Raw genomic sequence first — 14,857 nt, 5'->3', positions numbered from 1 at the left:
GCAATCGACAGGGTGTCGGGCTCGAAGCCGAAATACTCGTGGGCAAACCACTCGCCCGTGCGACCAAAACCGCCAATCACCTCATCGGCGCACAGCAGCACATCGTATTGACGGCAGATGCGCTGGATTTCCGGCCAGTAGCTTTGCGGCGGGAAAATCATCCCGCCTGCGCCCTGGAAGGGTTCGGCGATAAAGCCCGCCACATTTTCGGCGCCCAGTTCGAGAATCTTTTCTTCCAGTTGCAAGGCGCAGCGACGACCGAACTCGGCCGGAGTCAAGTCGCCGCCCTGTGCGTACCAGTAGGGCTCATCGATGTGCGCCACGTCCGGAATCATGCCGCCCATCTCGTGCATGAATTTCATGCCGCCCAGCGCAGAAGCCGCCAGGGTGGAGCCGTGATAGCCATTCCAGCGACCGATCATGATCTTTTTCTTGGGTTGGCCGACCACTTGCCAGTAGCGGCGAACGGTACGGATCAGCACCTCGTTGGCTTCGGAGCCGGAGTTGGTGTAGATCACGTGACTGTAGTGGCCCGGGAGCAGGCTGAACAGCAGCTCGGACAGCTCGATCACTGCCGGATGAGTGGTGTGGAAGAACATGTTGTAGTACGCCAACTGGTCCATCTGCGCGGCGGCGGCGGCGGTCAGGTCCTTTCGCCCATAACCGAGCTGGGTGCACCACAGGCCCGACATGCCGTCCAGATAACGCTTACCTTCACTGTCCCACAGATACAGGCCCTCACCACGCACCATCACGCGCGGGCCTTCGGCATTCAGCGCCTTTTGATCCACAAACGCGTGGATGTGGTGGGCCGCGTCGGACTTCTGATAGTCATGGGTCTGGCGTTTGGGTTCGAATGGCAGGTTCATGTTTTTCCTCTCTTGTTAGTCGTCATCCGCTCAGCGGATTTTGTTCATGTAGCTTTCAAGGGGGTCCTTGCTCAGCACGCCCTGTGCCTCGGCCAACGAATCGATGAACAGCGAAAACAGTTCCGATTGCGCACCGATATCGAGCTTGCTGTAGATGTTTTTGCGGTGGGATTTGATGGTGTCTTCCGATACTCCCAGGCGCTCGGCAAGCGAGCGGGTGGAGTGCCCACGCAGGATCAATTGGGCGATACGACATTCGCGCTCGGTCAGGATCGACGAGCCAAAATTGTTCAGCGCCGAGTGAATACGCTGCTCCAGCAGGCTTTCGAAGCGCGAACCCTGCGCTTCCAGACCAACGAAGTGTTTGCCCAACACCGCCAGCACCCAGGGCGCTATACGCTTGAATTGTTGGGTGGTGGCCGCGTCCAGCTTCTGCGTAAATGCCAGTGATACCGCCAGACTCAACCCGTTGTTGGACTGCAGGATGTAGTTCAACTCATCCTCCAGGTGCGAATGTCGGTAAAACGACTGGAAGTACTCGCTGAGCTCGAAATGATCGGGGGCGACATCGGCAAGGTCGTAACACCCGGAGCCGACGCCCTCTATGCACGCGCCGTAAAACGGATCGAGCAAATAGAAGCCCGACAGGTACTGACGCACATTACCCTGCGGCAGCCATGGGCCTTCCAGTTCAAACAATGCGCTGGGCATGCCACCGTGGGGATACAGGTAGAGCGTGGTGGCCTGGATCRGCCAGATACAACCGAGGGCCTCGAACAAAGTGGCGGCGAAGCTCGCTTGTCCGATGCTCTCGGTTACCTTGGCGATCTGTTCAAACCATTGCGCAGAAGTAAGCCGGTCGTTTTCCACTTTGAAGACTCGCTGAAAGAACGTTAGAGATCGTCCCACACCCGGGAAACCATCGAAATCCCCCTATAGGGTGAGCCTGCATCCGATATTTATGCTCACTTCCCAGCTTAATAATATTTTRTTAACCGCCCCCCTCCCCCTAGCCTTGAAGTCATGCACGAACTGAATCCAACTGCATTACGCAAGGACAGACACATGACTGAAGCAATAACAAAAACAGACACCCTGGTAGTGGGAGCCGGTCAGGCTGGCGTGGCCATGAGTGAGCACCTGAGCAAACAAGGCGTGCCGCATCTGGTGCTGGAGCGCAGCCGCATTGCCGAGCGCTGGCGCACCGGCCGCTGGGATTCGTTGGTGGCTAACGGTCCGGCCTGGCATGACCGTTTTCCAGGCCTGAAATTCGATGACGTCGCCGCCGATGGCTTCGCCCCCAAAGAACGCGTCGCCGATTACTTTGAAGCTTATGCCCGCAAGTTCAATGCGCCGATCCGTACCGGCGTGGATGTACTCTCGGTGGTGCGTAATGTCGGCCGCCCAGGCTTTACCGTGCACACCAGCGAAGGCGTGATCGAAGCCAACCGCGTGGTGGCAGCCACCGGGCCGTTCCAAAAACCGGTGATTCCCCCGATTGCACCTGAAGGCTCCGCGCTGCATCAGATCCACTCTGCCGATTATCGCAACCCTGCCCAACTGCCGGCCGGTGCCGTGCTGGTGGTCGGTGCAGGCTCTTCCGGTGTGCAGATCGCCGATGAGTTGCAGCGTTCCGGACGCCAGGTGTACCTGTCGGTCGGCGCCCACGACCGCCCGCCCCGCGCCTATCGCAACCGGGATTTCTGCTGGTGGCTGGGGGTGTTGGGCGAATGGGACCAAGCGGCGATGAAACCCGGCCGTGAGCACGTAACCATTGCAGTGAGCGGTGCACACGGCGGCAAGACAATCGACTTCCGTGAGCTGGCCCAGCAAGGCATGACCCTGGTTGGCCTCACGCAATCGTTCAGCGGCAACCTCGCCAGCTTCCAGCCCAACCTGGTGGAAAACCTGGCGCGTGGCGATGAAAACTACCTGGCCTTGCTGGATGCGGCCGACGCCTACGTGGAGCGCAACGGCCTGGACTTGCCGCTGGAGCCTGAAGCCCGTCGCGTGTTTCCCGACGCCGACTGTATCAAGAAGCCGATTCTGGAACTGGACCTCGACAAAGCCGGCATCACCTCGATCATCTGGGCCACAGGGTTTGCCGTGGACTACAGCTGGCTGAAGGTCGATGCGTTTGACGCCGCCGGCAAGCCCTTGCATCAGCGCGGCGTCTCCAGCGAATCCGGGATCTATTTCCTCGGTTTGCCGTGGCAGTCGCGCCGTGGCTCGTCGTTTATCTGGGGCGTGTGGCACGACGCCAAGTACGTCGCCGACCATATCGCCATTCAGCGCCAATACCTTGAGTACCGCGACGCCGCCCCGGTGGTTCGTCAGTCCCCTGTCAACGCCTGATCCCTTTTTCCCGGAGTTTTTTGATGCCTACTCACACTCGTATCCGTATGTTCAACACCAAGGAAACCTACCCTAACCAAAGCCTGGACAACGACCTGTGCCAGGCCGTACGCGCCGGCAATACCGTGTATGTGCGCGGCCAGGTGGGCACTGATTTCGAGGGTAACCTGATTGGCCTCGGCGACCCGCGCGCCCAGACCGAACAGGCGATGAAGAACGTCAAGCAACTGCTGGAAGAAGCCGGCAGCGACCTGAGCCATATCGTCAAAACCACCACTTACCTGATTGACCCGCGCTACCGCGARCCGGTGTACCAGGAAGTCGGTAAATGGCTCAAGGGTGTATTCCCGATCTCCACCGGGCTAGTGGTGTCGGCCCTGGGTCAGCCGCAGTGGTTGATGGAAATCGATGTCATCGCGGTTATCCCGGGGTAAGGAGGCTTCCCATGACCTTTTCAATCGTGGGCCGGTGTGCGGACACTGGCCAACTGGGCATTGCCATCAGTTCATCCAGCATCGCCGTGGGTGCCCGTTGCCCATGGCTGCGCCCTGGTGTCGGCGCGGTGTCGACCCAGAACATCACCTTGCCGGCCCTGGGTCCTGACGTGCTTGATCTGCTGGAACAGGGCCTCGCCCCGGCCGAAGCGCTCGACAAGGCCCTGACCAGCAATGGCTACAGCCAATACCGACAGCTGACGGCGATTGATCACCTGGGGCGCTCCGTGCATTTCAGCGGCAGCGAAACCCTCGGCACCCATAATGCGGTGTCGGGCGAGCAGTGCGTGGCGGCGGGCAACATGCTCGCCGACCGCGGGGTGATCGAGGCGATGGTCAGCGCTTTCGAGCAAGGCGAAGGCCAATTGGCCGATCGCCTGCTGGCCGCGATGCATGCGGCCATCGCTGCTGGCGGCGAGGCCGGTCCGGTGCACTCTGCTGCACTGGTGGTGGTCGGTGAGCTGACATGGCCGATCATCAACCTGCGAGTGGATTGGGCCGACGAGAATCCTGTCGGTGACCTTCAAAGACTATGGGACGCCTACCGCCCGCAAGTCCAGGACTACATCGACCGCGCCCTCGCCCCCGATCGCTCCCCGGGCTACGGCGTGGCCGGTGATGACCGATGAGCAGCAGCCGCGAACTGCTGCAGACGCTGGTGGGGTTTGATACCACCAGCCGCGAATCCAACCTGCATCTGATCGAGTTTGTGCACGATTACTTGGCGGGTTTCGGTGTGGCCAGCGAGCTGGTCTACAACGAGGAGCGAAGCAAGGCCAATCTGTTTGCCAGCATCGGCCCGGTGGAATTGCCGGGCATCGCACTTTCAGGGCATACCGATGTAGTGCCGGTGGATGGGCAGCCATGGACGGTACCGCCATTCGAGCTGACTGAGCGCGACGGCAAGCTGTTTGGCCGGGGCACGGCAGACATGAAGGGCTATATCGCCTGTGTGCTGGCGCTGGTGCCGGCATTGGTGAAGGCGCCGCTGCGGATCCCGGTGCATATCGCCCTGTCGTACGACGAAGAAGTCGGCTGCCTCGGTGTGCGTTCGTTGCTCAAGGTGCTTGAGCAACGGCCGGTGAAGCCGATGCTGTGCATTATCGGTGAACCGACCGAGCTCAAGCCGGTGCTCGGCCATAAGGGCAAGCTGGCCATGCGCTGTGATGTGCATGGCGAGGCGTGTCACTCGGCCTATGCGCCGTATGGGGTGAACGCCATCGAACATGCGGCGGAGTTGATTGGTGAATTGGGAAGAATCGGGCAACGCCTGCGGGACACCCAGGATGCGCGTTTCGATCCACCATTCAGCACGGTGCAGACCGGGGTGATCAGTGGCGGCAAGGCGCTGAATATCGTGCCGGCAGATTGTCGGTTTGATTTTGAGATTCGTGCCTTGCCGTCCCAGGATCCGGGTGAGGTCGCTGAGGAGTTGCAGGCTTATGCCATGCAAAAAGTGCTGCCGCGCATGCAGGCAGTCAGTCGCCAGAGTGCGATTCGTTTTACCGAGTTGTCCGCTTACCCAGGCCTGGTCACCGACGAACGCAGCCAGGCGGCAGAATTGATCGCGGCGTTTTCCGGTTCGCGGGAGTTTGGCACGGTAGCGTTTGGTACTGAGGGCGGATTGTTCGATGCGGCGGGCATTCCCACGGTGGTGTGCGGGCCCGGGAGCATGGACCAGGGGCATAAGCCGGATGAGTTTGTGAGTGTGGCGCAATTAGCGGGGTGTGATGCGATGCTACTGCGGATGCTGGAATCAATCCGCGCCTGAGCAGCCTGTCTACCAGACACCAAAAATCAAATGTGGGAGGGGYAAGAGCCCCCTCCCACATTTTTAATCCTGGGTTTAGCCCAATAGTCGCGCGAGTTCTTCGCGGCAGTAGTCGACAAATAACTGCGCGGGTTTGTTCAGGGGCGAACGGCGCAACCACACCGCCGACAAACCTGAACCKGTGACGGTTTCGGCCAGCGGCACACAGACGACTTTCTGCCCATCGTAGGTGTACTCGGTGAACGGCTTGGTCACCAATATCGAAAACCCGAACCCCCGCCCAACCATCCCCCGCACCATCTCGATCGACGGCGAGCTGAACACGATATTCGGCGTCAACCCGCGCTCTTCAAAGATGCTTACGAAGTAGGTCCGGCTGGGCAGAACGTCAAGCAAAATCATCGGTTCCAGCACCAGGTCCGCCAGCGACACCTTGGGCTGCTGTGCAAAACGGTGATCCGCCGGCAACAACGCATAYGGCTGTTGCGGTGGCATCAATGGCGTGGTTTCAATGGCGCCGCCCAAGTCATGCTCGTACAGCATGGCCACATCGATACTGCCTGCCGTCAGCGCCTGTACCAGTTCCTGTTGCTCGCCATCGCGAATCCGAATCTCCACCCCCGGCCAACGCGCCTTGAAGCCGGCGATCAAGCGCGGCAAGTACAGCGGTGCCACGGTTTCAAAGCAGCCGATATCGATCTGCCCCGCCACCACGTCGTTGTCCGCCAGGGCGTTCTGCTCGAACTCATGGGCCACCCGCAAAAGCTCCTGCGCCTTGCGATAAAACCGTGCACCGCTGGGCGTCAACGACACGCCTTGAGCGTGATGGCGAATAAACAGCTGCACACCAAAGCTGTCTTCCAACTGCTTGATCGCGGTGGAGACCGACGGCTGCGCGATATACAGCTTGCGCGACGCCTCGGCGACGCTGCCGCACTCGGCCGTGGTAACAAAATATCTGAGTTGGCGCAGGTTGTAGGCAGCCATCGGAACCTCGTTAAACGTGGGAATTCACCCCAAACAAGTGCAAAAAAAAGCTGTTTTCTTCAGCAATCACGGTGCATGCAACATACCGGAGCAAAAAGGCCGGCGAGATACTTTTTTTAAGGTCTATAGCAACAAACTTACTAATTTACCTGCCTGCCGCCATTACAGATCATCACTCCAACAACAAAGCGTCGCGCAGGCGGCGCACTGCGAAGTACGTCCACGTACTCACCTTGCCTTGGAGTTCCTCATGGTCACCACTGCGACATCCTCCGCCCCGCTTATTGAAAAACACACGATTGGATACGTGCCCCCTGAAGATCGCCATGGAAAGGTAAGAGATCTTTTCACCCTGTGGTTCGGCGGCAACATCGCGCCATTGCCGATCGTGACCGGCGCACTGGGCGTGCAACTGTTCCACCTGAACCTGATCTGGGGCATCGTCGCCATCCTCGTCGGCCACCTGGTCGGCGGCGTGTTGATGGCGTTGCACTCGGCCCAGGGCCCGCAGATGGGCATCCCGCAAATGATCCAGAGCCGCGCCCAGTTCGGCTCCCTCGGCGCATTGCTGGTGGTGGTGATCGCCGGCGTCATGTACATCGGCTTCTTTGCCTCCAACATCGTGCTGGCGGGTAAATCCTTGCACGGTGTGGTCGACGCAGTGCCCGTGCCCGTGGGCATCGTGATCGGCGCCATCGGCTCCGGGATCATCGGCATCATCGGTTACCGCTTTATCCATGTGCTCAACCGCATCGGTACCTGGGTACTGGGCGCCGGCATCGTATTGGGGTTTGGCTATATCTTTACCCATATCCAGACCACGGACTTTCTGACCCGCGGTGAATTCAACATTTCCGGCTGGCTGGCTACCGTGTCTCTGGCTGCGCTGTGGCAGATCGCCTTCGCGCCCTACGTGTCGGATTACTCGCGCTACCTGCCGGCTGACGTTCCAGTCGCGTCCACTTTCTGGACCACTTACCTGGGCTCGGCACTGGGCTCCAGCCTGTCGTTCATCTTCGGCGCCGTCGCGGTACTTGCCACCCCGGTCGGCATGGACACGATGGACGCCGTCAAACTTTCCACCGGCTCTATCGGCCCGTTGATGTTGGTGCTGTTCCTGCTCAGCGTGATCAGCCATAACGCCCTCAATTTGTATGGCGCGGTGCTGTCGATCATCACCCTGGTGCAGACCTTTGCGTATCGCTGGATCCCCACCGCGAAAAGCCGGGCGGTGATCTCCATCCTCGTACTGGCAGCCTGTGCGATTGCAGCGGTTTTCGCCTCAAAAGACTTTATCGGCCACTTCGTCGATATGGTGCTGGTGTTGTTGGTAGTGCTGGTGCCTTGGACGGCAATCAACCTGATCGACTTCTACGCTATCCATAAAGGCAAGTACGACATTGCCTCGATCTTCCGCGTGGATGGCGGGATTTATGGGCGCTACAACCCGCAGGCATTGCTGGCGTACGCGGTCGGTATTGCGGTGCAGATTCCTTTCATGAACACACCGTTGTATGTCGGCCCGATTTCAGAACACATCAACGGCGCCGACTTGTCCTGGGTGGTCGGGCTGGTGGTGACTTCGCCGTTGTATTTCTGGTTGGCAAATCGGGACAGTGCGTACAAGCGCCGGATGAATGAGGGGAAATTGGTCGGCAGTGTCTGACATTACAACGGCAGCGCTCGATCCTGGATCACTCGTTTCATCACGAGCATCGGGGTCAAGCGCTGAACATTGGTTTACCGCACGGGTCATTCAGGCGCCTGCCCTGGTATGACCCGTCGTGGAAGTCCACGCACCCTGCGTATAAAAGTGCGCATCAGAACAATCGCCTCAATGCTCTTTGACTTTCTTGATACGAAGCACAATCAACGCAAGAACGCCGATCGCCAGCGGCGTCATTGCCAGCATGGCCTCTCGCGGGGCCACTGCAACGCCAAGCAAGTGCAACCCCGAGTAGCCAAGTTTGAACAGGTTAATCAGGTAGTAGGTAATCGCAATAATCGACAGACCTTCCACTGCGCGCTGGATCTTGATCTGAGCATCGGCGCGGGCGTTCAGGCTTTTGAGAATTTCCGAGTTCTGTTCTTCCATTTCGACTTGAACCCGAGCCTGTAACAGATCGCCCAGGTTGGCCACGCTTTTGGCCAGGTGCTCCAATCGCTGTTCGGTGGCGGAGCAATACCTGACGGTGGGTTTGAAGCGGCGCTCGATAAACACGCCAAGGCGCTGGCAATCGCCCACGTGACTTTCCCGCAACTCTCCCAAGCGTTCAAACACCAGCTGAGCATAGGCCTGAGTAGCACTGAAGCGGTGGCGGGTTTTCGCAGTGCTACTGACCACTTGGGCAGAGAGGTTGGAAATATCTGCAAGCAGGGCTTTCGCATTATCACCGTCGGCATGGGCGTTACGTTCGGAGAGTGTGACCAGGGTCTTGTCAAAAATATCGAGCTGCGCGCTCAAGGATTTGGCCATGGTCAAGGATAACGAGGCCATCATCCGATAGGTCTCGATTTCCAGAAGGCGACGTATCATTCGACCCTGGCGGTAGGCATTCAGGCGTCGGTTGACGAACAACAGGTGGTTGTTGCCCTCCTCGCTGATCCGAAAATCGCTCCAGACCACCGCATCGCCGCCGCCCACGCAAGAACCGCTCGGGTCCTTGAAGCCGTAACGGGAAAGATCCAGGTCGGCTTCACCACGCACTACGATTTGCACCGAGTTGATGAGCGTCGACAAATGCCCTTCGACCTTTCGTGCCAGCACCTCGGGCAGCGTTGTCCAGGACAGGTCATTGGTGGATGAAGTGACCACCAGGGTCAGGGTGAAAAACTCGGCATGGCGTTCCCATTTCAGGGCATGACCATCGAGTCGAGTAATACCTTGGGCGGCATTCAGGTCGAGGGAGTCAGGGCAGCAGTTTTGCAGGAATGCATTGCACTCCTGATCGCTAGCGAGAAAGGCCAGATGAAACACATGGGCCGGCTCATCGAAATACAGTGACGGGCGCGCGTGTAGTTCGTTATGCAGGCTTTGTCGTAACGGGTGCATGTTGAGTGGCCATGTTGGAGTTGTTTTTGGTGGGACTGTTTGACGAACTCATGAGTCACCACCAAGTGACGATAATCGCGGTTCTTTTTGCAATCACTCGCCCGCCCGGAAATGGCTCAGAGGGGATAAAGCCGATCATCGAATTGACTCAAGCGTGGGTACTCGATGGGCTCATCTGCGTCAATGTTCTCCAGGCGCTGGCGATAGCTGAGCAAGAATTCCTGTCGAGCTTCAGCGCTGATGTAAGGGACATGCCAACCGACAAAAGGCTTCAGCACCTCTAACCCGACGTAAGCCAACGTCCCGCGCAAGAGCGGACGCAACATGTCCTCCAGGGGACCATGAATCGCCCGCTCGCCGAACATGTGTTCACGCCCGCCCAACGTCACGGCCACCAGTGCTTTTTTGCCGCTCAGGCCACCTTGATCGTAGAAGCGKTWACCGCCGTAGCAGATGCCGGAGACCAGCACGCGATCAATCCAGCCCTTGAGGATGGCCGGTGTCGAGAACCAGTAAATCGGAAAGTTGAGGATCAGCAGATCCGCCCATAGCAGCTTGTCCAACTCTTGTTGGATATCGGCGGCGAGCGTCTGCTCTTTGCTGTTGCGTCGTTGCTCTAGCGCGTAGATCAGGTACTCGGGATTTTCCCTGGCGCAGAAGTCCTCGGCACTGACCACCGGATTCCACTGCATCGCGTACAGATCGGAGACCCGGACCTGATGCCCTTGAGCCTGCAAGGTTTCAACCGCTTGGTCGCGCAGTGCAGCGGTAAAGGATTTCGGCTCGGGATGGGCATGGACGATTAATACATTCATGGTGATTCCTTGAGGTTCGAGTAGCGGAGTTCACTGACGCGTCGACTGATTCGTGCGCCGTTCAAAAAAAAAGGCGCCGGTGTGTACACGAGTACAAGCCGGCGCAAAATACTGCGCGATCAACAATCGGCAGTAGCGGAGAAGAAGCTGTTAGCGGATGCCGGCACCTGCCAGCGATTCAGGTGACCACTGGGTCTTGGTCAGTGCCTCGCTGTATTTGATGCCGCCGTAGGGACCAGGCAGGCCGACGGCGCTGTAGGTGCCGCCGATCAGGTCATAGCTCAGATAAGGCGTGGCGTCCGGTACTTGCTGGTCATAGCTTTGGCTAAGGAAAGTGAAGACGCCGCGATACAGCTGACCGCTCGCATCGTATTGGTCGGAGGCCAGAGCGATCCAGCTGTCTTCGTCCAGGTAAAAGCGGCGTTTGGCGTAGATATGACGGGCACCCGGTTTCAGCGTCGCCTCCACCACCCATACACGGTGTTTCTCCCAGCGAACGAACTCAGGAGCCAAGTGATTGGGGGTCATCATCGGCTTCAGATCGCCCTGATAGGTCACACGATACGCGTTATAGGGAACGATCATTTCCTGCTTGCCGACCAACTTCCAGTCGTAGCGATCCAGCGCTCCGTTGAACACGAATGCATCGTCCCAGGTGGCGGCGCCAGCGGTACCAGGGTTCGGCGTATCGTAAGCCAGGCTCGGTGCCAACTTCACACGGCGCTGCCCCGGCAGGTATTGCCAGCCCCGGCGCGGTTGCTCCAGCGGGTTGACCGCGTCGCGCAGCAGCACAGCCTCACCGGCACGACGGGCCGGGCCGGTGTAGGCCAACTTGATCTGGTAATAAGTGTCGGCGGCCGCCAGCGGTTTGGCCAGGTCATCATAGGCGGCGTAGTTGATCTGCGCGCTGCCGGTCGTGGCCAGGCTGGCGACACCGGCGGAGTCGACGTTCCAGTTGTCATACTTGCTCTGGATGTTGACACCCTGGTAGCGCAGCAAGTGGTTCCAGATGGCCTCGGCGCCGGTCTTGGGGATCGGAAACGGTATGCCTGGCAGGGCATTCTCGATGGCATTGCCGCCGTTAGCCGAACGCGCCGCAGTGGCATTTTTTACCGTGTTGTCCAACACACCTTTAGGCAGCGCAGCCGTGCGGTGGGTGGGAAAAACCTCGATGCGAAAGCTCGGATAACGCTTGGCCAACTCGGCGGTCACAGCGGTCAGCTGCCCCTTGTACTGGTTGACGTTCTTGCCGTCGATCACCAGCAGCGGCTTTTCAGCTGCGAACGGATCGGGACGCAATCTGTCGCCTGTCTTGAAGTTGGCGGGCGGGGTGGTCAGGCCACCCTGATATGCCGGAATCGAACCGTCGGCGTTACCGGCTTTTTCAGCGCCGATCTGGGTCAACTGGTTACCCAGTTTGGCCGCTTCGCCGGCATCGACGGCTGCGTGTGAAGGCGCCGCAAGGGCCATGGCCATGGAGGCGGCGATCAGGGTATAGGCGAATTTCATCTTATTGTTCTCCTGCTTGCACAAGGCAATGGGTGGATCAGAAGGTGGTTTTCAGGGTCAGGTAGAGAGCGCCCCGATCCTCGGTATTACCGGAGCCGGAGGCAGACGCGTAGCCACCCCCATAGCAGGTGTAACGCTGCGTGCCATCAAGGGCGTTAGGGGTTGAACCATCGGTGGCGCCGTCGTTGCATTGGCTGGTTTTGCCGAAGGCATCGACGTATTTGAGGTCAACGTAATACTGGTTGTAGATGGCAGCGCTGACCCCGACGGCGTAGTTGCCGCCATCTTCCGCCCCGCCCGCTACGACAGGCGAAACACCGTCGATGCCGACGTTGACCGACAGCGGTGCGCTCAGGTCCACACCGGGAAACACCTGGTACCAGGTCGGTGTGAAGTTGACCGCGACACCCCAGTTATCGCGGGTCGGTTTGTCGACGCCGCGATAGGTGCCTTTGCCCTTGTAGAGCGCTTCGTTCTTGTCATCGAGCTTGAGCAGGTTGCTGTAGTACAGCTCGCCCAGCAGGGTGGCCGAATCGAACAGCGGGGTGTCGGCAATCGAGACCAGGCCGTTGATGGTCCAGTGCAGCGTGTCGCCGGTGGCGGCCAGGCTGTCACCGTCGCGAGGCACATCGGTAATCACGCCGGTGCCTGGACTGCGCGGGGGGAGCAAGCCAAGACCGGCCTGCAACCCAGCGGCGCCCGGGGCACTGATGATCGCCGGAATGCTGGACAGCGGCATGTTGTGACGAATGTTCAAATCACTGCCGACGCTGACGCCGCCGATTTCCTTGGACAGACTCAGACCGTAGATGTCGATGTCATCGCCATAGGCAAACTCGTACGAGGTGGTGCTGATGGAGTTACGCAGCCCTGTTAAACCGCCCACACTGGTCAGGCCTCGAGTGTCCAGGACGGCTTGCGGAAGAATGTCCGAGGTCTTGCGGTAGTAGGCGCCCAACGTGCCGTCCAGCCACTCGGGCGACCATTTGAGCATCAGCCCCCAGTCACCCTGATTATCCGGGGTGTAGTCATGGCCACGGCGGACGGTGGTCAGAGTGCCGTTCGGACCCGCCAGCCCTGCCCCGCCGGTATGCCCCAGCAGGAACGACTGCGCGCCGAAGCCCACCACGTCGGACCCACTGTAGTAGGTACCGGCCTCAGGCAGGCGCGCGCCGTCCCAATCAAGGAAATATTGAGCGCCAAAGGTCAGTTCGGGGTTCAGGTTAAACGTGGTTGAAATCTGGTTGCGCGGAACGAACAGTTCCTTGGCTTCGGTGCCCGGCGACGCCGCCAGCTTGGCGAGGTCGAGACCGGACTGACCATAGCTGATCGAGTGCACCGGGTTGAGGATCGTCTCGCCCCAGAACACGTTGTGTTGGCCCGCCTTGATACTGAGCTGGGACTCCTCCCCCACCTGGGTGTTGTAGAACACGAAGGCATCGAGGACTTCACCGGACGGGCCGCTGTAGTAACGCTGGGCATAGTTGCTCAGGTGCGGGCTGCCGAAAATCGCGGGGGCTGGCGGACGCCCGCCAAAACCGGAAATCGACGAATACTCATCGTTGCCGTTGACGAACGGGTTGGAGTTGGAGCCGGTATTCTCATAAGCCTTGTCGTACCAACTCGCGGTGCTGACACGAAAGCCCATGTTGTTCTGGTAGACCACATCCAATTCAGACAGCAGGTCGACACGGTTGGTGATGTTGGTGCCGGCCTTGCGGAAATTGTAATCACCGTCGTTACTGTTGGGCGTCCCCAGGAGGCGCTTGTCGGCACTTTCCGTACGCACGCCATAGTTGTACTTGACGGTGTTGTCGAAACGCACGGACCAGTCTTCGCTGCCAGTGTCAAACTCGAAAGCATGGGCAGCCGGCAGACTCGTGGCCAGGATAGCCGTGGCCAGCAGTTGACGTCGCGCAGTCAGGAGGTTGCGACTTTTCATCGGGTGATACACCTTTATTGTTTTTGTTGTGGCTTGACGTCAGGCATGGCGGATTGGCGTGCTCGAGCCTTGAGACTGACGACAGGTAATAGGGGGTTCAGGCTACGGATGGGTAAGCGCTAGTCCCGGAACTCACTTTATGAGCATCGCTGTGATCGGGATTGACTTACCGGGGCATCGATTTGACATTTCGGGACGTCCGACAGGCCGTCCCGGAAAACGTCAGAGGGGGTCACGCAGGCAAATCGCTGCCAGCCTGTTTGCTGCGGCTTCGCCACTCTCGGGGCGAACAACCGAACTCGGCGCTAAACCAGCGAGTGAATGAAGTCGGCACCGTATAACCGAGCATCATGCCCACGCGCTGCAGGGAATAGTTCCGGTTTTCCATGTAACGCAACGCCAGTTCGCGACGCACAGCGTTGAGCAATGCGGAAAATGTCAGGCCCACTTCGTCGAGTTCACGTTGCAGGGTTCGCACGCTGACGGCTTGTGCGTAAGCGACCTGATGGATCGTGGCGCGCCCGACCGGCAACAACAAATAGATCGCCTTGCGCACGTCGAAAATCACCGAGTGTTCGTTGCCGCCAGCCATCGAATCCATGAATTGGCGCGCATAGCCAACCATTGCCGGGTCGGCCTGTGGATTGGGTAGATCAATGTCCTCTTTACTGCAGACGATGCCATCGAACTCGGCATCGAACACCACCCGGCAACGAAAGAACCGCGCATGTTCCTTTTGGCTGGCCGGCGCTTCATGGCTGAAATGGACACTCGACGGATTCCAGAGACTGCCCATGACGGATTTGCACGTACGGTGCAGGATCCCGATCGCCAATTCGGTGGCTTGACGCTTGGGCACGCCCGCCTCCGCCATGACCTCCTCGCGGATCAGTACCAACTTACCCACGGTCTCCAGGTTCATGGCAAGCGTCCGGTTGAGCAGGTGCCGATACTCGATACTGGTGTGCAACATATCGCGCAGCGTGCGCTGATGACTGAGCAGCAAACTGACGACACCGATATCCGACATGCGCCGGGCCTCTGCCATGCGCAGGCCAAAGGT

The 14,857-nt window shown here is 59.2% G+C and carries 13 protein-coding genes; 5 read left to right on the top strand and 8 right to left on the bottom strand.

All coding sequences use genetic code 11. The features are described 5' to 3' along the window. On the bottom strand, nt 1-869 hold an 869-nt coding region (locus AC1DSG_RS18205), incomplete at its 3' end, for an aminotransferase class III-fold pyridoxal phosphate-dependent enzyme (protein ID WP_477792126.1). 30 nt (nt 870-899) lie between these two features. Continuing rightward, complete coding sequence (locus AC1DSG_RS18200) at nt 900-1,739, bottom strand: helix-turn-helix domain-containing protein (RefSeq protein ID WP_477792125.1); 840 nt, start codon at nt 1,737-1,739, stop codon at nt 900-902. 153 nt (nt 1,740-1,892) lie between these two features. Between AC1DSG_RS18200 and AC1DSG_RS18195 the strand changes: the two genes are divergently transcribed. From AC1DSG_RS18195 to argE, 4 genes are read left to right on the top strand one after another with little or no spacing between them, the layout of a single operon-like run. Then, a complete protein-coding gene (locus AC1DSG_RS18195) occupies nt 1,893-3,224 on the top strand; it encodes a flavin-containing monooxygenase (protein WP_477792124.1) in 1,332 nt (443 codons plus the stop codon). A 23-nt stretch (nt 3,225-3,247) separates the two neighbouring features. Beyond that, nucleotides 3,248-3,658 carry a RidA family protein gene (locus AC1DSG_RS18190; RefSeq protein ID WP_477792123.1) on the top strand — a complete coding sequence of 137 codons (411 nt, stop codon included), beginning with the start codon at nt 3,248-3,250 and terminating at the stop codon, nt 3,656-3,658. An 11-nt stretch (nt 3,659-3,669) separates the two neighbouring features. Next, complete coding sequence (locus tag AC1DSG_RS18185; protein WP_477792122.1) at nt 3,670-4,347, top strand: DUF1028 domain-containing protein; 678 nt, start codon at nt 3,670-3,672, stop codon at nt 4,345-4,347. Then, nucleotides 4,344-5,489 carry an acetylornithine deacetylase gene (argE, locus tag AC1DSG_RS18180; protein WP_477792121.1) on the top strand — a complete coding sequence of 382 codons (1,146 nt, stop codon included), beginning with the start codon at nt 4,344-4,346 and terminating at the stop codon, nt 5,487-5,489. Before AC1DSG_RS18185 ends, argE begins: the two co-directional genes overlap by 4 nt. A gap of 75 nt (nt 5,490-5,564) precedes the next feature. Here the strand turns inward: argE and AC1DSG_RS18175 are convergent, their stop codons facing one another. Continuing rightward, complete coding sequence (locus AC1DSG_RS18175) at nt 5,565-6,476, bottom strand: LysR substrate-binding domain-containing protein (RefSeq protein WP_477792120.1); 912 nt, start codon at nt 6,474-6,476, stop codon at nt 5,565-5,567. 250 nt (nt 6,477-6,726) lie between these two features. Between AC1DSG_RS18175 and AC1DSG_RS18170 the strand changes: the two genes are divergently transcribed. Beyond that, complete coding sequence (locus AC1DSG_RS18170; RefSeq protein WP_477792119.1) at nt 6,727-8,142, top strand: purine-cytosine permease family protein; 1,416 nt, start codon at nt 6,727-6,729, stop codon at nt 8,140-8,142. Between the two features lie 168 nt (nt 8,143-8,310). On the opposite strand, the gene AC1DSG_RS18165 is transcribed toward AC1DSG_RS18170, so the two are convergent. The 5 genes from AC1DSG_RS18165 to AC1DSG_RS18145 all read right to left on the bottom strand — a co-directional run. Continuing rightward, nucleotides 8,311-9,528: a DUF3422 domain-containing protein gene (locus AC1DSG_RS18165; RefSeq protein ID WP_477792118.1), complete on the bottom strand. Its 1,218-nt coding sequence runs from the start codon at nt 9,526-9,528 to the stop codon at nt 8,311-8,313. Between the two features lie 116 nt (nt 9,529-9,644). Continuing rightward, a complete protein-coding gene (locus tag AC1DSG_RS18160) occupies nt 9,645-10,343 on the bottom strand; it encodes an NAD(P)H-dependent oxidoreductase (RefSeq protein WP_477792117.1) in 699 nt (232 codons plus the stop codon). A 150-nt stretch (nt 10,344-10,493) separates the two neighbouring features. Continuing rightward, on the bottom strand, nt 10,494-11,852 hold the full coding sequence (locus AC1DSG_RS18155; protein WP_477792116.1) for a DUF1329 domain-containing protein: 1,359 nt from the start codon (nt 11,850-11,852) through the stop codon (nt 10,494-10,496). Nucleotides 11,853-11,889: 37 nt separating this feature from the next. Then, nucleotides 11,890-13,794: a DUF1302 domain-containing protein gene (locus AC1DSG_RS18150; RefSeq protein ID WP_477792115.1), complete on the bottom strand. Its 1,905-nt coding sequence runs from the start codon at nt 13,792-13,794 to the stop codon at nt 11,890-11,892. Between the two features lie 232 nt (nt 13,795-14,026). Next, nucleotides 14,027-14,857, bottom strand: an 831-nt coding sequence (locus tag AC1DSG_RS18145; protein ID WP_477792114.1) for an AraC family transcriptional regulator, incomplete at its 5' end; no start/stop codon positions are given.

It is taken from the genome of Pseudomonas sp. P5_A12, from assembly GCF_056400685.1.
This window is presented reverse-complemented; position numbering and strand designations above follow the sequence as displayed.

What these genes read in the sequence shown, in the direction of transcription:
- AC1DSG_RS18195 (WP_477792124.1), top strand. Translation starts at nt 1,893, where the DNA reads ATGCACGAACTGAATCCAACTGCATTACGCAAGGACAGACACATGACT.
- AC1DSG_RS18185 (WP_477792122.1), top strand. Translation starts at nt 3,670, where the DNA reads ATGACCTTTTCAATCGTGGGCCGGTGTGCGGACACTGGCCAACTGGGC.
- argE (WP_477792121.1), top strand. Translation starts at nt 4,344, where the DNA reads ATGAGCAGCAGCCGCGAACTGCTGCAGACGCTGGTGGGGTTTGATACC.
- AC1DSG_RS18170 (WP_477792119.1), top strand. Translation starts at nt 6,727, where the DNA reads ATGGTCACCACTGCGACATCCTCCGCCCCGCTTATTGAAAAACACACG.
- AC1DSG_RS18165 (WP_477792118.1), bottom strand. Translation starts at nt 9,528, where the DNA reads ATGCACCCGTTACGACAAAGCCTGCATAACGAACTACACGCGCGCCCG.
- AC1DSG_RS18155 (WP_477792116.1), bottom strand. Translation starts at nt 11,852, where the DNA reads ATGAAATTCGCCTATACCCTGATCGCCGCCTCCATGGCCATGGCCCTT.
- AC1DSG_RS18150 (WP_477792115.1), bottom strand. Translation starts at nt 13,794, where the DNA reads ATGAAAAGTCGCAACCTCCTGACTGCGCGACGTCAACTGCTGGCCACG.